We start from the raw sequence: 20,083 nt of genomic DNA, 5'->3' as shown, positions 1-20,083 counted from the left end.
GGCGCGTCGCGCTGTGGTGTGTCTGTCACGCCCCACCCGTCACGGGTCTGGACCGCACGGCTTAGTCTCGGTCCCTGTGAAGGTGACGGTTCTGGTCGGCGGCGTCGGAGGCGCACGTTTTCTGCTCGGAGTGCAGCATCTGCTGGGCCTGGGACAGTTCGGCTCCGATGATAGCGACCACGAGTTGACGGCCGTCGTCAACGTCGGCGACGACGCCTGGATGTTCGGTGTGCGGATCTGTCCGGATCTGGATACCTGCATGTACACCCTCGGCGGCGGCATCGACACCGAGCGCGGCTGGGGGCACCGCAACGAGACCTGGCACGCCAAGGAGGAGCTCGCGGCCTACGGCGTGCAGCCCGACTGGTTCGGCCTGGGCGACCGCGACCTGGCCACCCATCTGGTGCGCACCCAGATGCTGCGGGCCGGCTATCCGCTCTCGGCGGTGACCGAGGCGTTGTGCAAGCGCTGGAATCCCGGCGCGCGGCTGCTGCCGGCCAGCGACGACCGCAGCGAGACCCACGTCGTGATCAGCGATCCGGAGACCGGCGAGAAGAAGGCCATCCACTTCCAGGAGTGGTGGGTGCGCTACCGCGCGCAGGTGCCCACCGAGAGCTTCGCGTTCATCGGCGCCGACCAGGCCAAGGCCGCTCCCGGTGTCACCGAGGCCATCGAGGGTGCCGACGTGGTGCTGATCGCGCCGTCGAACCCGGTGGTCAGCATCGGCACGATCCTGGCGGTAGGCGGGATCCGCGCGGCGCTGCGGGCCACCTCGGCCAAGGTGATCGGCTACTCCCCCATCATCGGCGGAAAGCCGTTGCGCGGTATGGCTGATGCGTGTCTGTCGGTGATGGGTGTGGACAGCACCTCCGCGGCGGTGGCCGCGCATTACGGGGCCCGGTCGGCGACCGGCATCCTGGACGGCTGGCTGGTGCACACCGGCGATACCGCCGACGTTCCGGGCATCGACGTCCGCGCGGTGCCGCTGTTGATGACCGACCCCGCGGTGACCGCCGAGATGGTCAATGCGGGGCTGGACCTGGCCGGGATCACCCTGTGACCGACCACGGCAGTTCGGCGCGACTGGAGATACTGCCGGTTCCCGGGTTGCCGGAGTTCCGTCCGGGCGATGACCTGGCTTCGGCGATCGCGAAGGCCGCGCCCTGGCTGGCCGACCACGACGTCGTCGTCGTCACCAGCAAGGTGCTGTCCAAGTGTGAGGGCCGTATGGTCGTCGCGCCGGCCGACCCGGATGACCGGGATGCACTGCGACGCAGGTTGATCGACACCGAAGCCGTTCGAGTGCTGGCCCGCAAGGGCCGCACGCTGATCACCGAGAACGCGTTGGGTCTGGTGCAGGCCGCCGCGGGGGTGGACGGCTCCAACGTCGACTCCAACGAATTGGCGCTGCTGCCGGTCGATCCCGACGGCAGTGCGGCGGCGTTGGTGGCTGCGCTGCGGGAGCGCCTCGGGGTGACGGTCGGTGTGGTGGTCACCGACACCATGGGCCGGGCCTGGCGCACCGGTCAGACCGATGTGGCGATCGGTGCGGCCGGGTTGACGGTGTTGCACGGTTACGCCGGTGAACACGACCAGCACGGCAACGAATTGATCGTCACCGAGATCGCGGTGGCTGACGAGATCGCCGCCGCAGCGGATCTGGTGAAAGGCAAGTTGACCGGGGTGCCGGTGGCGGTGGTGCGCGGGTTGCGGCTGCCCGACGACGGGTCCACCGCGCGCGCACTGGTGCGTGCCGGCGAGGAAGACCTGTTCTGGCTGGGCACCGAAGAGGCCATCGCGCTGGGCCGTTCGCAGGCGCTGTTGCTGCGCCGGTCGGTGCGGGAGTTCAGCGCCGAGCCGGTGGCCGCAGGGGTCATCGAAGACGCTGTCGCTGAGGCGTTGACGGCACCGGCGCCGCACCACACCCGGCCGGTGCGCTTCGTGTGGGTGCGCGACGGCGAGGTGCGGGTGGATCTGCTGGATCAGATGAAGGAGCAGTGGCGGTCGGATCTGCTCGGCGACGGCCGTGACCCCTCGTCTGTCGAGCGTCGGGTGGCCCGCGGCCAGATTCTCTACGATGCGCCGGAATTGGTGATCCCGTTCCTGGTCCCCGACGGGGTGCACTCTTATCCGGACGCCCGGCGCACCGCGGCCGAACACACCATGTTCACCGTCGCGGTCGGCGCCGCCGTGCAGGGGCTGCTGGTGGCGTTGGCCACGCGTGGCGTGGGCAGCTGCTGGATCGGCTCGACGATATTCGCCCCGGAGCTGGTGCGTTCGGTGCTCGACCTGCCCGATGATTGGGAACCATTGGGCGCCATCGCGATCGGGCATCCTTTGCAGCCGCTGACCCCGCGCGATCCGGTGGATGTCGACGAGTTGCTGGTGCGACGATGACGCTGCACCAGTCGGCTGTGGACGTATTGAGCACGTGGCAGCCGGCTGAGCCCGCGTTGGATTCCACCCGGTTCGCGGTATTGGCGTTTCTCGATGCCCGCCCGGATGCGTGCCTGCGGTCGTGTGTTCCCGGGCACGTGACAGCGTCGGCGCTGGTGCTCGACCACACCCGCCGCCATGCGTTGTTGACCTTGCATCCGCGCATCGGACGCTGGCTGCAGCTCGGTGGGCATTGCGAGCCTGAAGATTCCACGCTGGTGGCGGCCGCACTACGGGAAGCGACCGAGGAGTCCGGCATCGTCGGTCTGACCATCTCGTCGATGCCCGTTTCCCTGCATGTGCATCCGGTGACCTGCTCGCTGGGTGTGCCGACGCGCCATCTCGATGTGCAGTTCGTCGCTCAAGCCCCGCCGGGTGCGGAGTTCCAGCGCAGCGACGAGTCTTTGGATCTGCGCTGGTGGCCGCTCGACGACCTGCCCGACGACACCGACTTCGGCCTTACCCAACTCATGTCGTTAGCCGCGAAAGTGCCGCCAGCGTAGTCACGACGCCCGCCGAGCTACCGTGAGTGCACTCTCGCGGAGGGCCCATGCCTGGCGGACTCGCGCGATGATCTCCGCATCACGGTCTTCGTTGATCACCTTGATGTGCAGATAGCCGCGATCCTCGATCTTGCGCACCCGCTGGATGTCGAATCGGTACTGGGCCCGTTCGCGGTGGTGGTCTCCGTCGTACTCCACCGCGATTCCGAGGTCTTTCCAGCCCATGTCGAGGTATGCGAACGCGTGACCATAGTCGTCGAAGACCGGTATCTGAGTCTCCGGTCGCGGAAACCCTGCCCGGATGAGGAGCAACCGCAGCCACGTCTCCTTCGGCGACTGAGCACCACTGTTCATCATGTCGAGCGCACGCCGGAGCCTCCGGGTTCCTCGGGCGCCCTGGTAACGCTCGGCGAGGGCCAGGACGCCATCAGCCGTCAGTTCGGTTCTGTTGGCCAGTGCGTCCAGCTGCTCGACGGCACGGGCGAAGGGCAGAAACCTGCCCAGGTCAAAGGCGGCGCGTTCAACTGTGGCGACGGCCAGCCCGTCGCAAAGGACGTATTCGTCCTCGGCGATACGCTCGTTGCGCGTGATGATCCCGGTCGGCGGCCGCTTGCAGTCGTGGACCAATTCGATCGGCACCGACGAATCAACCCATCGGGAACCGTGCCATGCCGCCGCAGCCCGTCCGGTGATCACACCCTGTCGCCCACTCCACAGCGACGCCGCGACTGTTCGGACAGTCAGCGACGGCGCTTCATCGCGCGGGACATACACGTTCGGGAACAGACGCCGATACGTGTACCGCAGTTCGCCGGGCGTGGCTGCGCCGCTCGCGACTGCTTCTGTACCTACGAACACTCTTCCCATACCGGAAGCCTGCGATCCATGGCCGACAGGGCGACCGCTCCGGCATGAGTTATCCACAGCCTGCTGATCGCGAGAGTGCACTCAGCGTAGCGACGACGCGTCCGCAACTACGCTGAAGGCACTTTCGCGCAAGCCTAAACGTCGGTGGAGAAGCGGATGCCACCATCGGGGATGATCACGCCCGGCCAGACGCGGGCACCACGCAGCAGTTCACAGCGTGCCCCGATCTCGGCGCCGTCGCCGATCACGCCGTCGCGGATCAGCGCCCGCGGCCCGATCCGGGCACCGAAGCCGATGATCGAACGCTCGATCACCGCACCAGCCGCGACCGTCACTCCGTCGAAGATCACCGCGCCGTCAAGCCTTGCGCCCCCGGAGATCTCGGCGCCACGGCCCACCACCGTGCCGCCGATCAGCAGCGCGCCCGGGGCCACCGACGCCCCGTCGTGCACCAGTTTCTCCCCCCGCTGATGCGTCAATGCCGGCGACGGCGCAATCCCGCGCACCAGATCCGCCGAGCCACGCACGAAGTCCTCGGGTGTACCCATATCGCGCCAATAGCTGGCATCGACATACCCACACACCTTCAGTCCCTCGGTGAGCAGACGCGGGAACACCTCACGCTCCACCGACAGCGCCCGACCCTTGGGGATCGCGTCGATCACCGAACGCTTGAACACATAGCAGCCGGCGTTGATCTGGTCGGTCGGCGGATCCTGCGTCTTCTCCAGAAACGCCGTCACGACGCCATCGGAATCGGTTGGCACACAACCGAATGCCCGCGGGTCGCCGACGCGCACCAGGTGCAGGGTCACGTCGGCGTTGCGCTCGAAGTGCGAGTCCAGCAGCGCGGGTAGATCGCAGCCGGACAGCACGTCGCCGTTGAACACCACTGCGGTGTCGTGGCGCAGCCGGGAGGCGACGTTGGCGATACCGCCGCCGGTGCCCAGCGGCTCGTCCTCGACGACGTAGTCGATCTGCAGTCCGAACTTCGAGCCGTCGCCGAACTCGGACTCGAACACCCCGGCCTTGTAGGAGGTGCCCAGCACCACGTGTTCGATACCGGCGTCGGCGATCCGCGACAGCAGGTGGGTCAGGAACGGCAGCCCGGCGGTCGGCAGCATCGGCTTGGGCGCCGACAGCGTCAACGGCCGCAATCGGGTGCCCAGTCCACCGACCAGGATGACTGCATCGACTTCGGCTGGATTGACCATCAACGCCGCCCTTTCGCTTGCGAACGCCGGGACCTCAGAGAACTGCGCACCACCAACCGCGACCGCGCCCCCAGAGCCCCCCGGAAAGCCCACCGTAACGGTGCCTGCCAGCGTCGCGGATACCGATCGGCCAGAAAAGTGTAGGTGCTGACGTGGTGCGCGGCCAGATTGCGGGCCGGGTCGCGGCCGGTGGAGTGGCCCTTGGCGTGCAATACCTCTGCCGAGGGCACGTAGACGTTCTGCCAGCCGGCCTTTCCGAGGCGATCACCGAGGTCGACGTCTTCCATGTACATGAAGTAGCGCTCGTCGAATCCGGCGATCTCGGCGTAGGCGGCGCCGCGCACCAACAGGCATGATCCGGACAGCCAGCCGACGGCGCGTTCGCTGGGGTCCTCACGTTCTTGGCGGTAGACCGCGGTCCATGGGTTGGACGGCCACAACGGCCCGATGACGGCGTGCATGCCGCCGCGGATGATCGACGGCTGGTGTCGCGCTGAGGGATACACCGATCCGTCGGGGTCGCGGATCAGCGGCCCGAGTGAGCCGGCCCGCGGCCAGCGGGTGGCGGCGTCGAGCAGCAGGTCGATGCTGCCCGGTCCCCATTGCACGTCGGGATTGGCGACGACGAAGAACTCCTGGGAGGTCAGTCCGTATTCGGCGACGGCCCGGTTGATCGCCGAGCCGTAGCCCAGGTTCGCGCCGGTGCGCAGCAGCCGCACGTTCGGGTAGCGCGTGACGGCTTCCTCCGGGGCGCCGTCGGTGGATCCGTTGTCGGCCATGACGACGGTCACATCACGGTCGGTGGCGTGCGACAGCGAGGCGAGGAATCGGTCCAGATGCGGGCCCGGCGAATACGTCACCGTCACGACGAACAGCCCGTCGCTCACCGATGTCACGGGCTAGAGAGTAGCGCCGCGGCCAACGCCTCCCGCCATGGCCGCAGCGGGCTCAGCCCGGCCAGCGTCGACTTCTGCGCCGACAAGGCGGAGTAGGCCGGGCGCGGCGCGGGCCGGGGATGCTGGGAGCTGTCGACGGGCCGCACCCGCGCCGGATCAGCGCCCACCGAGCTGAACACGGCTTGAGCTTGCTCGAACCGGCTGACGGCGCCGTCGTTGGCGGCGTGCAGCAACGGCGCGCGCACGCCGTCGGCGATCTGCAGCAGTGCCGCACACAGGTCGCCGACGTAGGTGGGTGAACCGATCTGGTCGGCGACGACGTCGACGGTGCCCTCCCCCAGCGCGGCGCGTCGCATGGCGGCCGCGAAGTCGGTGCCGTCGCGGCCTTCGTAGATCCACGCGGTGCGCACCACGCACGCGTCAGGCAGCTCGGCATGGACGGCCTGTTCGCCGGCCAGCTTGGTGCGGCCGTAGACGCTGACCGGGCCGGTGGGGTCGTCGATGTCGTAGGGGCGCCGCAGCGCTCCGTCGAAGACGTAGTCGGTGGACAGGTGGATCAGCGCGGCGCCGGCGCGGGCGCACACCCGCGCGACGTTGCCGGCGCCGACGGCGTTGACCAGGTGGGCACGCTCGGGTTCGGCTTCGGCGGCGTCGACCTTGGTGTAGGCGGCGCAGTTGACGACGACGTCGCCGGAGCGCACGACCGACGCGCCCGCGGCCGGATCGGTGATGTCCCACTGGCTGGATGTGAGCGTCACCACGTCTCGGCCCTGCTGTGCTGCTTGACCTGCCAACACGCGTCCTACCAGGCCGGCTGCGCCGGTGATCACGATTCTCCCGGTCACGTCACGATATTGGCACGCCGGTCTGCGCTACGCCGCATCGAGGCCTGGCGCAGATAGCCTGGTCCGATGCCTACTGCGCACATGACCCGTGTCGTGTCGGCGATCGTGGCGTTGGCCGTGGTCGTCAGCACCGGTGTGGCGTGGGGCAAGATCCGCTCGTTCGAGTCTGGGATCAACCACATCAGCTCGGTGGTGCTGGGCGAGGGCGGCGAGGACGGCGCGGTCGATGTGTTGCTGGTCGGCATGGACAGTCGCACCGACGCGCATGGCAATCCGTTGACTCAGGAAGAGCTCGCCACGCTGCGCGCCGGCAACGACATCTCGACGAGCACCGACACCATCATCTTGGTGCGTATCCCCAATGACGGTCAGTCCGCGACGGCCATCTCGATTCCCCGCGACTCCTATGTCGAGGCGCCGGGTCTGGGGAAGATGAAGATCAACGGTGTCTATGGCGACGTGCACTTGGAAACCATGAAGCAGCTCGTCGAGCAGCAGGGTGAGGACCCGGCCGTGGCTCAGGTCGAGGCTGCTGAGGCCGGTCGCGAAGCGTTGATCAGGACGGTGGCCAACCTGACCGGGGTGACGGTCGACCATTACGCCGAAATCGGGCTGCTCGGTTTCGCATTGATCACCGATGCCTTGGGCGGGGTCAACGTATGCCTGAAACAGGCTGTCTACGAACCGCTTTCGGGTGCAGATTTCCCGGCGGGTTGGCAGAAGCTGGACGGGCCACAGGCGTTGAGCTTTGTGCGGCAGCGCCACGATCTGCCGCGCGGTGACCTGGACCGGGTCACCCGACAGCAGGCTTTCATGGCTTCGCTGGCCCACGAAGCCATTTCGAGCAAGACGTTGTCGAGCCCGGCCACGCTGAATCGGTTGGAGCAGGCGGTGCAGCGCTCGGTGGTGCTCTCCGACGGCTGGAACATCATGGATTTCGCCGAGCAGTTCACCAAGCTGGCCGGCGGCAATGTCGCGTTCGCGACCATCCCGATCCTCGAAGAGGCCGGGTGGAGCGACGACGGTATGCAGAGCGTGGTGCGGGTGGACCCCAGCGCGGTGCGCGAGTGGATCGACGGCCTGCTGCACGAGCAGGACCAGGGCAACACCGAGGAACTGGCCTACAGCCCGGACAAGACCACCGTCGAGGTGTACAACGACACCGACATCAACGGGTTGGCCGCCGCGGTGGCGCACGTGCTGACCAGCCGGGGCTTCACGCCGGGGCCCGTCGGCAACAACGAGGCCGCCAAGGTGACGACGACGCAGGTGCAGGCCGCGAGCTCGGGTGATCTCGGGGCCCGCGCGGTGGCCGACGAACTCGGTGGGATCGCGGTCGTGGAGAACACCGCAGTGCCTGCGGACGTGGTGCGGGTGGTGCTCGCCGACGACTACACCGGTCCCGGGTCGGGCCTGGACGGCACCGATGTGATGCTGTCGGCGCCGGTCACCTCGCAGGCCGGCGGCGAGGCGTTGCCGGCGGCGTCGCCGATCATCACGGCCGGCTCCGACGATCCAGAGTGCGTCAACTGAGGTGACGAACGTCAGCTCGGCCATTCTCGATCCGCTGCTGGCCAATAATCCGGCCGGCCCGCGGATCACCTATTACGACGACGCGACCGGTGAGCGCATCGAGTGCTCGACGGCGACGCTGGCCAACTGGGCCGCCAAGACCGCCAATCTGCTACGCGACGAGTTGGGCGCCGGGCCGGGCAGCCGAGTGGCGGTGCTGTTACCGGCGCATTGGCAGACCGCGGCGGTGCTGTTCGGCGTGTGGTGGATCGGGGCCGAGGTCGTGCTGGGCGGGGAGGCCGACATCGCACTGTGCACCGCGGACCGTCTCGACGAGGCCGACGCCTCAGTCGGCATGGGTGAGGTGGCGGTGCTGTCGCTGGACCCGTTCGGTAAGCCGGCGCCTGATCTGCCGGTCGGAGTGACCGATTATGCGACGTCGGTGCGGGTGCACGGGGACCAGATCGTGCCCGAGACGGCGCCGGGAGCTGCGCTGGAGGGCCGATCGGCAAACGAGGTGCTGGCGGCGGCGCAGGCGACGGGGCAATCATCCGGATTCTCTGCGACCGACCGGGTGCTGTCGGTGCTGGCCTGGAACAGCGCCGACGACATCGTCGAACGACTGCTGTCGGTGTACGCAACTGGTGCATCACTGGTACAAGTGGCGAACTCTAAAGAGGACCTTCTTGCTCGCCACAGCGAAACCGAGCGAGTGACGCGGACACTTCGCTGACCAGATTGTTTTCCGATTCATACCCAATTCAAATCTTCGGGTGGAACACTCGGAAGCCACAGACTGTTACAGTTTTGGCAAACTTTGGTTCCGCACCACCCGCTGACGCGGACCCCAGCTAACAGGAGGGGCGCCGATGGAGTCGACCTTCACCGCGATCGCTGTGGTCGCCGTGCTCGGCGTCTGGCATTGGCGCAACCGGCGCCATGCCGGCTGGCGTGCCAGCTCAGCGGGCCGATTCAACATCTATTGCGGGTACGCGCTGGTTGCGATTGCGGTGTACTGGCTGCAGGTCGCGCCGACGACGACGACCTGGGAATGGGCGGTCGGCAACCTGTGGGCCTTCGGCGCGATGCTGGCCTTCGTGGCCGGCTTCGGGGCGTTGAACCGGGTGACTGCCGAGCACGCGTTGCCCGCGCAGGTGCTGGAGTCGCTGGAGACCTCGCGCACTAACCTCTAGGCGTGCCTGCACCACTGGATCTCGAACAGCTCCGCGCGTCCGTTGCCGACACGATCTGGCGACGCGTGGACGTCGTCGAGGAGACCGGGTCGACGAATGCTGACCTGGTCGCCCGGGCAGGTTCGGAGGACATCGCCGGTGCGGTGCTGTTGGCCGAACATCAGAGCGCGGGCCGTGGACGTCATGGACGTAGTTGGTCGGCGCCGCCGCGATCGCAGATCTCGATGTCGGTCGGTGTCGACACTGCCGGGGTGACGCCGGCGGCGTGGGGCTGGTTGCCGCTGATCACCGGCTTGGCCGTAGTCGAGACCGTGCGCTCGGTCGGCGTCGACGCCGGGTTGAAGTGGCCCAACGACGTGTTGGTCGGCACCGGCAAGCTGGCGGGGATTCTGGCCGAGGTGGCCGGGACGGTCGTCGTGGTCGGGGTGGGTCTGAATGTCGGTTTCACCGACGACTCGCTGCCCGACCCGGGGGCCGTATCGCTGGCCATGCTCGGTGTCGACGCGGACCGGACCGCGCTGACCGGCACCTTGTTGAGCGCGCTCGACGGGTTGATAGCCCGCTGGCGTGGGGGAAGCGATCCGACGTTGGCGCAGGACTATCGGCGGGTCAGCACGACCATCGGGTCGCAGGTGCGGGCGTTGTTGCCGGGAGACGCTGAAATCGTGGGCACGGCAACGGGAATCGACGACAGCGGGCGGCTACTGATCGACTCACAGGGGACGACGGCCACCGTGTCGGCCGGCGACATCACCCACCTGCGCTGAGGTACCTGCTCGCGAAAGTGCACTCACGGTAGCTCGCGGTACCTGCGAACGACGCTGAGTGCACCCTCGCGGTCAGCCCTTGTCGCGGTCAGCGATCAAGCCGTTGAGCAGTTCGACGATCTGCTGCTGGCCGGCGGCAGTCGCATCCAGCACCCCGCGGATGTGCGCGAACCCACGTTTGACCTCAGCGAATTGTCCGTCAACGTGGTGGCGCAGATCGGTGAAAGCTTGCCGCAGATCTGTGAAGTCTTGTCGCAGATCGGCGAAGTCCTCACGCATGGCGTTGAAACTCGACGCGGTGGCACGCCGAAAGTCACGGATCTCGCCGCGAATCTCGCCGACATCGCGATCGGCTGCCCCGGCAAGGACCCTGGCGGCCGCGGCGTCTTGTTCGCTGGAACGCACGCGTCGGTTGAGGTCGCGGACCTGCTCTTCCAGACTGGCGACCCGTGGCTCCAGATCGTCGGACTCCATGACGCGAGGATACAAGTCGTCGACCCGCCGCTAGGTCGGCAGTTTCGCCCCTGTCGCGGCCGCGAAAGTGCACTCACGGTAGCTCGCGGTACCTGCGAACGACGCTGAGTGCACCCTCGCGGTCAGAACCGCTATTTCAGCAGCGCTCGACTCATCACCACGCGCTGGATCTGGTTGGTGCCCTCATAGATCTGGGTGATCTTGGCATCACGCATCATCCGCTCCACCGGGAAGTCCACGGTGTAACCGGCCCCGCCGAACAGCTGCACGGCGTCGGTGGTGACCTCCATCGCGACATCGGAGGCCAGACACTTCGACGCCGCGGAGATGAACCCGAGGTTGCCTTCGCCGCGCTCGGCGCGCGCCGCGGCGCTGTAGACCATCAGCCGGGCCGCTTCGACCTTCATCGCCATGTCGGCGAGCATGAACTGCACGGCCTGGAATTCGCTGATCGACTTGCCGAACTGCTTGCGGTCCTTCACATACTCCAGCGATGCGTCCAGCGCACCCTGGGCGATGCCAACAGCCTGCGCGCCGATGGTCGGACGGGTGTGGTCCAGCGTCGCCAGCGCGGTCTTGAATCCGGTGCCCGGGTCGCCGATGATGCGGTCGCCCGGGATACGGCAGTTCTCGAAGTACAGCTCGGTGGTGGGTGAGCCCTTGATGCCGAGCTTCTTTTCCTTGGGTCCGATGGTGAAGCCCTCGTCATCGACGTGCACCATGAACGCCGAGATGCCGTTGGCGCCCTTGTCGGGATCGGTCACCGCCATCACGGTGTACCAGGAAGACTTGCCGCCGTTGGTGATCCAGCACTTGGCGCCATTGAGGATCCAGTCGTCGCCGTCGGCCTTGGCCCGGGTGCGCATGGCGCCGGCATCGCTGCCCGCTTCCCGCTCGGAGAGTGCGTAGGACGCCATCGCCTCACCGGAGGCGATCGCCGGGAGCACCTTCTGCTTGAGCTCGTCGGACCCGCGCAGGATCAGGCCCATGGTGCCCAGCTTGTTGACTGCCGGGATCAGCGACGCTGAGGCGTCGACTCGGGCGACCTCTTCGATCACGATGCATGCCGCGACCGAGTCGGCGCCCTGACCGCCGTACTCCTCAGGCACATGCACGGCGTTGAAGCCCGACGACACCAGCGCGTCGAGTGCTTCCTGGGGAAAGCGCGAGTTCTCGTCGACGTCGGCGGCGTGCGGCGCGATCTCCTTTTCGCACAGCGCGCGGATCGCATCACGCAGCTCGCGGTGCTCCTCGGGCAACTGGAACAAATCGAAGGACGGATCTCCGGCCCAACTAGCCATCTTCATCTCCTTGCTACTCGCGGGTAACTTTAGCTGGTCTGCGTCGCTGCGCGAATTCGGCTTCTCAGGTAAACCTCAGCGGGAGAGGTGGTTCGCTCTCACATTGCCTGGGTACCTTCCGAACCATACAGTACTTCATCGATGGCCCGGCATTCCGCCGTACCGCGCACTGCGACTGTGGTTGGAACGGTACTCCTCGCTGGTTGCGCGCCTCGGCGGTTGTTGATGCGGGCATGCACGCTGCGCAGACGGGCCACTACCCCGCGGCGGCACCGGTGCACAGCAGCGAGCCGCTCGTCATCGTTCGGGCTTCCTGACACGTCGCTGCGCGCCAGTGACGGACGTCACGGCAAAAATTCAGCACACGAAGCTGTGCAACTCCGGTATCGGCACCCCATCGTCCTCAGCTTGTGGCCGGCAGATGTCGGTCGGTATGTCCGTGTAACGCGTCCATGCTCCGTCGACGAGGCGAAGCAGTGATTGCGCGCCGCCCCGGGGATGGGTGCTGACGTATGCCCATGTGCCGTAGCAGCGTTGGACACTGAGTTGCTCACCGATATCGGTGGCGATTGCCGACGGATCACAGAACACCGGCGCAAATCCTTCAGTGTCACGCTCGGAGGTCACCTGAATCTCGCTTCCCTGGCCGTCGAGACATGACGTCAGGTAGCCGTACTCGTCAGCGACATCGGAGGTCGGCGTGACACACAGCCAGCCCTCGAACTCCGAAGACCACATGGTCCCGGCGTGGGGCACCGTCGGGTCATGCAGGTAGCGGTCGACGATACGCATCGCCTCGATGCAGGCGACCGGCCCTGCCGTGACCGTGACGATCCCGCGGACCCCGGTGGCGGGATAGGCAACCAGCCCGCATCCGCCGTTGAAATTCACCGGGGGCGGTGAGGCCGAATCGGCCGGCCGTGCACCGGCCGGGCCCGCGCCGACGAACACGGCCGCAGCTACCAACACCGCAATGGCCACAGTTCGCACGGTCATCGGCCCCTCCACATCCCCACCCGAAGCCTATTCTGCGCCCATCCCCCAATACCGACCAGCAAATCCCCCTCCCGCGAGTCGCCTGGGGGGTCTTAGGGGGCCGGCAGGGCCGGACGCAACTCCCGTCAGAGTCTGGACGCCCGCGCTGCCCGGACGCGGGCCAGTATCTGCTTTGGCTGATTACCGGCCACGACTCTGATGACGATCCACTCCAACGACTGGATGTACTCGATTCGCGCGAGGTCTTTGCGATAGCTGACGTCGTCAGTGCGGTGGTGCTCTCCGTCATATTCGACGGCGACTTTGATGTCCTCCCAACCCATGTCGAGGTAGTACCGCGGAAATCCGCCAGGGCTCATGACAGGGATTTGGGTGGCGGGCCGCGGGAACTCCCGCATCAGCAGCAGCCGTAGTCGCGTCTCTTGTGGTGATTCCGCGCCGGCATCGACTAGATCGAGCACCTTGTCGAGACGCCTGAGTCCTCGGTTACGGCGGTGGAATTCGGCGAGGCGGCGGACCGTCACGGCCATGCCCCGGATACGAGTGACCTCATTGTCCAGCGGCGAATCTTTGCGGGTGAGGATGCCTGCCGGTGCGCGATGGTTGGGCCAGTTCAATTCAATTGCGGCGTCGTCTTTTACCCACTTCGCTCCGTGCAGGGCTGACGCCAGTCCGGCGATCACGCCTTCGCGGTGCGACCCCAGCCATGCCGCCCGCGTCCGATCGTCGAGGGTGAGACCGGCAAACCTGGCAGCGTAGACGTCAGGAAAGACTCTCAAGTAGTGGGTTCTGAGCTCGTGACGGGTCAGCACACCTTCGCGCAGGGCTTCGCTGCCGACGAAAACCTCCATACGAGAAAGCGTGTCACTGCTGACCCTGGACTTCGCCGACTATCCACAGGCCACATCGACTCCACAGCCCCTCGTTGAGACTGCGCTAGCGGCGGGCCCTACTCGCACTTTTCCGCCCCGAGCGCAGACTCAACGACCCAAAGCGCCTACTCCCCCAACAGCTTCTTGCGCAGCGCCGAGTCCTTCTCCAGCACCAGCTGTTCCAGCGACTCCTGATACGCCACCATCCGCGACCGCAACCCAGCGTCAGCAGACCCGAGGATCCGCACCGCCAGCAGACCGGCATTGCGCGCGCCGCCGATCGACACGGTGGCCACCGGCACTCCGGCCGGCATCTGCACGATCGACAGCAGCGAGTCCAGTCCGTCCAGGCGGGCCAGCGGCACCGGCACGCCGATCACCGGCAGTGGCGTGGCCGAGGCGACCATGCCCGGCAGGTGTGCTGCTCCCCCGGCCCCGGCGATGATCACCTCGATGCCGCGCCCGGCCGCCTCGGAGGCGTAGGACAGCATCCGCGCGGGCGTGCGGTGCGCCGAGACCACGCCGACTTCGAACGGCACGTCGAATTCCGCAAGTGCAGATGCGGCGTCGGACATCACCGGCCAGTCGCTGTCACTGCCCATGATCAGGCCTACCCGAGGTGTCATGCGTGCGGATCCCATCCGTCGGTCCAGACTGCGTGCGACAACCAGTGTGCCGCGAGGTCTGCACGCTCTCGCAAGGCCTCCAATGCGGACCCGACGAAGTTGACGTGGCCGATCTTGCGACCGGGCTGCTCGGTCTTGCCATACAGATGCACCCGCGCGTCGGGCATCCGCGCAAAAAGGTGGTGCACCCGCTCATCCATCGACATCGCGGGCGTCGACGCCGCCCCGAGCACATTGCCCATCACCGTCCACGGCGCCAGGGCTGAGGTATCCCCGAGCGGATAGTCCAACACCGCGCGCAGATGCTGCTCGAACTGCGAGGTGCGCGCCCCGTCCATGGTCCAGTGGCCCGAGTTGTGCGGCCGCATCGCCAGCTCGTTGACCAGCAGCGAACCGGACGAGGTTTCGAACAGCTCGACCGCGAGCACGCCGACAACTCCCAGCGACGACGCGATGCCCAGCGCAAGCTCGGACGCCTCCGCGCCGAGCGCGGGTGACAGCGAGGGTGCCGGGGCGATGACGGTGACGCAGATGCCGTCCTGCTGGACGGTCTCGACGACGGGCCACGCCGCGCCCTGCCCGAAGGGTGAGCGGGCGACCAGCGCGGCCAGCTCGCGGCGCATCGCGACCCGTTCCTCGAGCATCACCTCGACCCCGTCGGACAGATACTGCGAAACCACCGAGCGTGCCTCGGACAACGACGCAGGAAGCACCACGCCGCGGCCGTCGTAGCCGCCGCGCACGGTCTTGATGACGACGGCCTCGCCGACCGACGCGCAGAACGCGTCGACATCGTCCACCGAGGTCACCGCGGTAAACCGCGGCACCGGCGCGCCGAGGTCGGCCAGCTTCTGTCGCATGACCAGCTTGTCTTGTGCGTGGATCAGCGCCGACGGCGGCGGGTAGACCGCGACTCCGTCGGCGATCAGCGTCTCGAGCAACTCACCGGGCACGTGCTCGTGGTCGAAGGTCAGCGCCGTGGCACCGGAAGCCACCCGGCGCAGCGCTTCAAGATCGGTGTGGGACCCTAGAACGACGTCGGGCGTGACCTGAGCAGCTGATTCGTCGTCCCGTAGCGCCAGCACCCGCAGGGTTTGTCCCAGCGCGATCGCGGCCTGGTGGGTCATGCGGGCGAGTTGGCCGCCGCCGATCATGGCGACGACAGGCGGCGACGCGGAGTTCCTTGGCACGGCACCATGGTGTCACGACCGACGACGTCGCTGTGACCTGCGGTTACGACGCGATGCGGCATTGCGGCCGGCATTTACGTAAACTGGCTCCTTGTGTCCTTTGCCGATGCGACGATCAAGCGCCTGCCACGGCCGATGCGTCCGTTCGCCGAGCGGCACCACGAGTTCATCAAATTCGCGATTGTCGGGGCGACCACGTTCGTCATCGACATGACGATTTTCTTCACACTCAAGCTGACGATTCTGGAACCCAAGCCGGTGACGGCGAAGATCATCGCCGGCATCGTCGCGGTCATCGCGTCCTACATCCTGAACCGGGAATGGAGCTTCCGCGACCGGGGTGGCCGTGAGCGCCATCACGAGGCGCTGCTGTTCTTCGGGGTCAGCGGGGTGGGCGTGCTGCTGAGCATGGCCCCGCTGTGGGTGTCGAGCTATGTGTTCATGCTGCGGGTGCCGATGGTCTCGCTGGCCGTGGAGAACGTCGCCGACTTCATCTCGGCCTACATCATCGGCAATCTGCTGCAGATGGCGTTCCGGTTCTGGGCGTTCCGCCGGTTCGTCTTCCCCGACGAGTTCGCGCGCAATCCGGACAAGGCCCTGGAGTCCGCGCTGACCACCGGCGGCATCGCCGAAGCGCTGGAGGACGAGTACGAGCTGCGGCACCCGCCGAAGGCCGACAATGTGACCCCGCTGTGGCAGTCGCGGCGACGACGGATGCGTGCCCGGCTACACGACGACGACAACGTGTCCAAGACGTCTTAATTGGGGTTAATTCTGTAGCCCGGTTTCGTGGTACTGACGTTCGGTGTTGACGTGCCAGGGGTCGGTGACCTGCTCCCCGAAGTAGCGGCCGACGCTGTGCATCGCGCTGAGCATCGCGTGGTCCTGGTTGTCGTACCGGTGCATGCCGTTGCGTCCCATCGGGTGCAGCGACGGGTAGTGCTCGCGCAGGTAGTCGCGGATGCGCACGACGCTGCGGTCGCGGGTCGGGTCGTGGATCGGGTAGGCGAACCGCGAGCGCACGAACATGATTTTCTCGATCGTCGACGGGTCCAGGTCCAGGGTCTGCAGATCCTCGGTGGCCAGCGCGGTGAGCTGCTCGTCGCTGGCGCCCCAGCGCGGGCTGCCGGGTCCGATGAAGTACTCGAAACCCAAAAAAGTGCCGTCCCAGCCGTCCGGGGCCAGGCCTTCCGACCATCGCCGGTAGTTCTGGATCCGGCCGGCGTGCACACCGGGTCCGGGTGTGTAGACCCAGTTGTACGGAATGTCGTAGGGCTTGCTCAACGCGACGGCGACGGTGATCAGCGACCGGTGTTTCAGTGACGCGGCCGCGCTGCGCAGGTAGCTGGGCGGTTGCGGGTCGAGCACATGGACCAGCGCGCCCAGCGGCATGCTGGAGAACACCGCGTCCCCGGTGACGGTGTGGCCGTCGGCCAGCTGCATGACCCAGGTCCGCCCGTCGTAGCGCAGGTGCTCGACCCGTGAGTTCAGCGAGGTGACGACGCCGCTCTGGGCGAGCCGTTCGGCGGCGGCTTCCCAGAGCTGGCCGGGACCGCGCCGCGGATAACGGAAGACGTCTTGTTTGACCCACTCGTTGCGCCGCCGCCACGCGATGGGTTTGATGCGCTGCAGCGCCCAGTCGCTGGACAGTTCGGCGGGTTCGGTCAGCCAGGTCTTGCGGACGTACCCGTCGAAGAACATCCGGTACCAGTAGCGGCCGAATTCCTCGGTGCCCCAAGCCCGGAAGTTGGCCGGCTGGTCGGTCAGCCGGGTGGTGCGTCGCGCACGCGACCACGCCAGGCTGCCCAGTCCGCGCATGCCGCGCCAGATCCCCATCTGTGTCACCAGGTCTCGCCCGCGCAGCGGATAACCGACCAGATGCCCGTCCACCAGCATGGCCGAGCTACGCGGCACCGCGATCCATTGGTCGTCGGGCAGCAGGGATCGCCACAAGTCGGACACCGCTTCGCTTTTGGTGAAGAAGCGGTGCCCGCCGGGGTCGATGCGCCACTGCCCGTCGGTGGGGGTGCGGGCCAGTCCGCCGACGGCGCCGGTCGCTTCGAAGATCTGCGGGGTGACACCGCGGCCGGTCAGCTCGAGTGCGGCGGTCAGGCCGGCCGGCCCGGCGCCGATGATCAGCGGGGTTCTCGACATCACCGCCCCCGAAGTTGGGGCATGCGGCGGTATTCGGCGACGATGTCCTCAATGTCCTGTGCGGACAGCTCGTTGAGGGGTGTGGTCAGGAAGCGCAGCTGGGCGTATTGGCTTTGCAGCGGCAGGAATCCGCTGAGCAACGGTTCGGGGGTGCTGCGAATGACCAGGTCCACCTCGCCGATCTCGAAGGCGTCCGCGATGTCGCAGCCCTCGGCGGTCGCCTGCCGGCACGCCGCCCGCAGTTCGTCGACGGCATCGTACGCGGCCAGGATGTTGATTCGAAACCCGCTGCCGCTCATGAGCTTTTCGACGCGGCGTGCGGCGTCGACGTAGCGCGGGGGCAGCAGGTCGAGGTCACCGTGCACGCGTACACTGCATGACGCTGGGTCGAAGTGCGCGGGGATCAGCTCGCTGAAGAATTGCAGCGACGCGGTGTAGACGGCGTCGAGTTCGTCGTCGCGGCGGCCGAGGTTGAGGCGGCTGAGGTTGTAGATCGACACCGTGTGCACGCCGAGGCGCTGCAGGGTCAGCAGGATCTCGATCACCTTGTGCCCACCGAGCTCGTAGGCCTCGGTGAGCGTGGTGTGGTGTGCGTCGGCCCAGCGGCGCAGGCCGTCGGGGATCAACCCGACGTGAGCCGGCGCGGAGGACATCGGGTCAGTCTTCGGTGGGCCGCAGGACCGCCAATACGGTCAGGCACAGGATCTTGAAATCCAGCAGGAGCGACCAGTTCTGGATGTAGTAGTTGTCGAACTCGGCACGGTCGGCGATGGAGGTCTGGCCGCGCAGGCCGTGCACCTGGGCCCAGCCGGTGATGCCGGCCTTGACGCGGTGCCGATCGCCGTATCGGCGGATCTGCATCTCGAACAGCTCGACGAATTCGGGACGCTCGGGGCGCGGGCCGACCAGGGTCATGTCACCCTTGACCACGTTGAGCAGCTGCGGCAGTTCGTCCAGCGAGGTCTTGCGCATGATCTTGCCGATCCAGGTGCGCCGGTCCTCGCCCTCGACGCCGCCCGGTGCCGCGCCCTCTTTGAGTTGGAACTTCGCGGCGTTCGGGTCTTCGGGGCGCATGCTGCGGAACTTCAGGCAGTCGAACACTTTTCCGTCGCGGCCCACCCGGGGCTGGCGGAAGAAGATCGGCCCCGGCGAGCTGAGCTTCACGGCCAGCATCAGGCCCAGGAAGATCGGCGAGATCAACAGCAGACCGAGCGCGGCCAGCACCCGGCCCAGTCCGTGTTTGAACGTGAACTGCCAGCCTTTCGGGTCGGTGCGCGACATCACCATCAGCGGCACCCCGCCGAGGTGTTCGATATAGACGCCACCGCCGACGGCGTCGAGCAGCCGGGGCACCACCCGCACCCGCATTCCGAGGTTCTGCGCTTCCTGCGCGGTGCGGGCAAGCTCCTCGTCGGACTCGGTAGACGGCGCGATGATCAGTTCACAGGCTCCTGTTGAGCGCACCACCATCTCAAGATTGGCCGGGGTACCCAGGTAGTCCACCCCAAGCGCATCCACCTCAGCCGGACGGTTTTCGGCGAGCAGGCCCACCGGATGCAGTCCGTAGTCGGGGATCTGGCGCATTCGGCCGATCAGCTGCCGGGCGACGGAGCCGGAGCCGACAATCAGCGCCGCGGATCCGAAGTTGTACTTGCGGCGTAGGTAGCGCTGGCAGATCGACCGAACCAGGCGCACGGTGATGAAGAAGACGACCGCCCACAGCCAAGTCCGCACGATCACTTCGCTGGGCCGAACGTATTCGGGCACAATGGTGCCCACCGGCAGGGGGTGCGTGAGGATCATCAGGATGGTCAGCGTCGCCAGCGCCGCGACGGCGATGCTGGTCATCAGCGGTTCGAGGTCGTCGAGGAAGCTGTGGCTGAGTTTGCGTTTGTACATGCCGCGGGTGAACAGCACGAAGATGACGATCGGCACGAACAGTAGCGACAGTGGGGCGATGGGGCGCGGGTCGATGCTGGCGTTGGTCAGATTCAAGGCAAGCATCACCGACCAGAACCCGGCCCAGACGTCCAGCGCGATGGTCAGCGGGATGAAGCCACGCTCCGCGCGCAAAGCCTCGATCCATCGGGGCGATCGCGTCTGATCTTCGCGCAACGGCGGCACCGCGCGCAGTTGCGGCACGGTCGCGCGACCGGTCGGCCGGTCGACGTCCGTCTCGGCTTCCAACACCATCCCCATACCCCTGAACCCACCTGTTGGAAGTCACTGTAGGGAAT

At 67.0% G+C, this 20,083-nt stretch carries 21 protein-coding genes; 8 read left to right on the top strand and 13 right to left on the bottom strand.

What is annotated here, in order from left to right; translation table 11 throughout:
* The first annotated feature begins 76 nt into the window (after positions 1 to 76).
* Genes cofD through KXD98_RS06805 form a run of 3 tightly spaced genes read left to right on the top strand, consistent with a single transcriptional unit; the run spans position 77 to position 2,939 of the window.
* Positions 77 to 1,060 carry a 2-phospho-L-lactate transferase gene (gene cofD / locus KXD98_RS06815; RefSeq protein ID WP_260762686.1) on the top strand — a complete coding sequence of 328 codons (984 nt, stop codon included), beginning with the start codon at positions 77 to 79 and terminating at the stop codon, positions 1,058 to 1,060.
* On the top strand, positions 1,057 to 2,397 hold the full coding sequence (locus KXD98_RS06810) for a coenzyme F420-0:L-glutamate ligase (RefSeq protein ID WP_260762684.1): 1,341 nt from the start codon (positions 1,057 to 1,059) through the stop codon (positions 2,395 to 2,397). Before cofD ends, KXD98_RS06810 begins: the two co-directional genes overlap by 4 nt.
* Positions 2,394 to 2,939, top strand: coding sequence for an NUDIX hydrolase (locus KXD98_RS06805; RefSeq protein WP_260762682.1), 546 nt, complete (start codon positions 2,394 to 2,396; stop codon positions 2,937 to 2,939). The genes KXD98_RS06810 and KXD98_RS06805 overlap by 4 nt, the downstream gene beginning before the upstream one ends.
* Here KXD98_RS06805 and KXD98_RS06800 read toward each other — a convergent pair whose 3' ends face one another.
* The 4 genes from KXD98_RS06800 to rfbD form a co-directional block, all read right to left on the bottom strand.
* Positions 2,940 to 3,806: a hypothetical protein gene (locus tag KXD98_RS06800; protein ID WP_260762680.1), complete on the bottom strand. Its 867-nt coding sequence runs from the start codon at positions 3,804 to 3,806 to the stop codon at positions 2,940 to 2,942.
* A 134-nt stretch (positions 3,807 to 3,940) separates the two neighbouring features.
* Positions 3,941 to 5,020, bottom strand: coding sequence for an NDP-sugar synthase (locus KXD98_RS06795; protein WP_260762678.1), 1,080 nt, complete (start codon positions 5,018 to 5,020; stop codon positions 3,941 to 3,943).
* Positions 5,020 to 5,907, bottom strand: coding sequence for a glycosyltransferase family 2 protein (locus tag KXD98_RS06790; RefSeq protein WP_260765022.1), 888 nt, complete (start codon positions 5,905 to 5,907; stop codon positions 5,020 to 5,022). Before KXD98_RS06790 ends, KXD98_RS06795 begins: the two co-directional genes overlap by 1 nt.
* Positions 5,908 to 5,912: 5 nt before the next feature.
* A complete protein-coding gene (rfbD, locus tag KXD98_RS06785; RefSeq protein WP_260762677.1) occupies positions 5,913 to 6,761 on the bottom strand; it encodes a dTDP-4-dehydrorhamnose reductase in 849 nt (282 codons plus the stop codon).
* 66 nt (positions 6,762 to 6,827) lie between these two features.
* Between rfbD and KXD98_RS06780 the strand changes: the two genes are divergently transcribed.
* The 4 genes from KXD98_RS06780 (at position 6,828) to KXD98_RS06765 (ending at position 10,233) form a co-directional block, all read left to right on the top strand.
* Positions 6,828 to 8,294 (top strand): LCP family protein, encoded by a 1,467-nt coding sequence (locus KXD98_RS06780; protein WP_260762675.1) that lies wholly within the window; start codon positions 6,828 to 6,830, stop codon positions 8,292 to 8,294.
* 1 nt (position 8,295) lies between these two features.
* On the top strand, positions 8,296 to 9,006 hold the full coding sequence (locus tag KXD98_RS06775) for a TIGR03089 family protein (RefSeq protein WP_260762670.1): 711 nt from the start codon (positions 8,296 to 8,298) through the stop codon (positions 9,004 to 9,006).
* Between the two features lie 136 nt (positions 9,007 to 9,142).
* Positions 9,143 to 9,466, top strand: a complete 324-nt coding sequence (locus tag KXD98_RS06770) for a hypothetical protein (protein WP_260762669.1) — start codon at positions 9,143 to 9,145, stop codon at positions 9,464 to 9,466.
* 2 nt (positions 9,467 to 9,468) lie between these two features.
* Positions 9,469 to 10,233 (top strand): biotin--[acetyl-CoA-carboxylase] ligase, encoded by a 765-nt coding sequence (locus tag KXD98_RS06765; RefSeq protein WP_260762667.1) that lies wholly within the window; start codon positions 9,469 to 9,471, stop codon positions 10,231 to 10,233.
* Positions 10,234 to 10,305: 72 nt separating this feature from the next.
* Here KXD98_RS06765 and KXD98_RS06760 read toward each other — a convergent pair whose 3' ends face one another.
* The 6 genes from KXD98_RS06760 to KXD98_RS06735 all read right to left on the bottom strand — a co-directional run bounded on the left by KXD98_RS06760 (position 10,306) and on the right by KXD98_RS06735 (position 15,656).
* Complete coding sequence (locus KXD98_RS06760) at positions 10,306 to 10,707, bottom strand: hypothetical protein (protein WP_260762666.1); 402 nt, start codon at positions 10,705 to 10,707, stop codon at positions 10,306 to 10,308.
* A gap of 131 nt (positions 10,708 to 10,838) precedes the next feature.
* Positions 10,839 to 12,008 carry an acyl-CoA dehydrogenase gene (locus KXD98_RS06755; protein WP_260762663.1) on the bottom strand — a complete coding sequence of 390 codons (1,170 nt, stop codon included), beginning with the start codon at positions 12,006 to 12,008 and terminating at the stop codon, positions 10,839 to 10,841.
* A 357-nt stretch (positions 12,009 to 12,365) separates the two neighbouring features.
* Positions 12,366 to 13,004, bottom strand: coding sequence for a hypothetical protein (locus tag KXD98_RS06750; RefSeq protein ID WP_260762661.1), 639 nt, complete (start codon positions 13,002 to 13,004; stop codon positions 12,366 to 12,368).
* A 125-nt stretch (positions 13,005 to 13,129) separates the two neighbouring features.
* Complete coding sequence (locus tag KXD98_RS06745) at positions 13,130 to 13,855, bottom strand: hypothetical protein (RefSeq protein ID WP_260762659.1); 726 nt, start codon at positions 13,853 to 13,855, stop codon at positions 13,130 to 13,132.
* Between the two features lie 146 nt (positions 13,856 to 14,001).
* Positions 14,002 to 14,502 (bottom strand): 5-(carboxyamino)imidazole ribonucleotide mutase, encoded by a 501-nt coding sequence (purE, locus tag KXD98_RS06740; protein ID WP_260762658.1) that lies wholly within the window; start codon positions 14,500 to 14,502, stop codon positions 14,002 to 14,004.
* Complete coding sequence (locus KXD98_RS06735; RefSeq protein WP_260765021.1) at positions 14,499 to 15,656, bottom strand: 5-(carboxyamino)imidazole ribonucleotide synthase; 1,158 nt, start codon at positions 15,654 to 15,656, stop codon at positions 14,499 to 14,501. Before KXD98_RS06735 ends, purE begins: the two co-directional genes overlap by 4 nt.
* Positions 15,657 to 15,785: 129 nt before the next feature.
* Here KXD98_RS06735 and KXD98_RS06730 point away from each other — a divergent pair, with 129 nt between their 5' ends.
* Positions 15,786 to 16,454, top strand: coding sequence for a GtrA family protein (locus KXD98_RS06730; RefSeq protein ID WP_260762656.1), 669 nt, complete (start codon positions 15,786 to 15,788; stop codon positions 16,452 to 16,454).
* 6 nt (positions 16,455 to 16,460) lie between these two features.
* Here KXD98_RS06730 and KXD98_RS06725 read toward each other — a convergent pair whose 3' ends face one another.
* Genes KXD98_RS06725 through KXD98_RS06715 form a run of 3 tightly spaced genes read right to left on the bottom strand, consistent with a single transcriptional unit; the run spans position 16,461 to position 20,039 of the window.
* Positions 16,461 to 17,846 (bottom strand): NAD(P)/FAD-dependent oxidoreductase, encoded by a 1,386-nt coding sequence (locus KXD98_RS06725; RefSeq protein WP_260762654.1) that lies wholly within the window; start codon positions 17,844 to 17,846, stop codon positions 16,461 to 16,463.
* A complete protein-coding gene (locus KXD98_RS06720; protein ID WP_260762652.1) occupies positions 17,846 to 18,499 on the bottom strand; it encodes an undecaprenyl diphosphate synthase family protein in 654 nt (217 codons plus the stop codon). Before KXD98_RS06720 ends, KXD98_RS06725 begins: the two co-directional genes overlap by 1 nt.
* Before the next feature lie 4 nt (positions 18,500 to 18,503).
* A complete protein-coding gene (locus KXD98_RS06715; RefSeq protein WP_396883121.1) occupies positions 18,504 to 20,039 on the bottom strand; it encodes a sugar transferase in 1,536 nt (511 codons plus the stop codon).
* Between the last annotated feature and the right edge of the window lie 44 nt (positions 20,040 to 20,083).

This window comes from Mycobacterium sp. SMC-4, from assembly GCF_025263265.1.
In the GTDB taxonomy this organism is placed as follows: domain Bacteria; phylum Actinomycetota; class Actinomycetes; order Mycobacteriales; family Mycobacteriaceae; genus Mycobacterium.
Note: the sequence above shows the minus strand (reverse complement) of the source record. Positions and strands in the feature narration are given on the sequence as shown.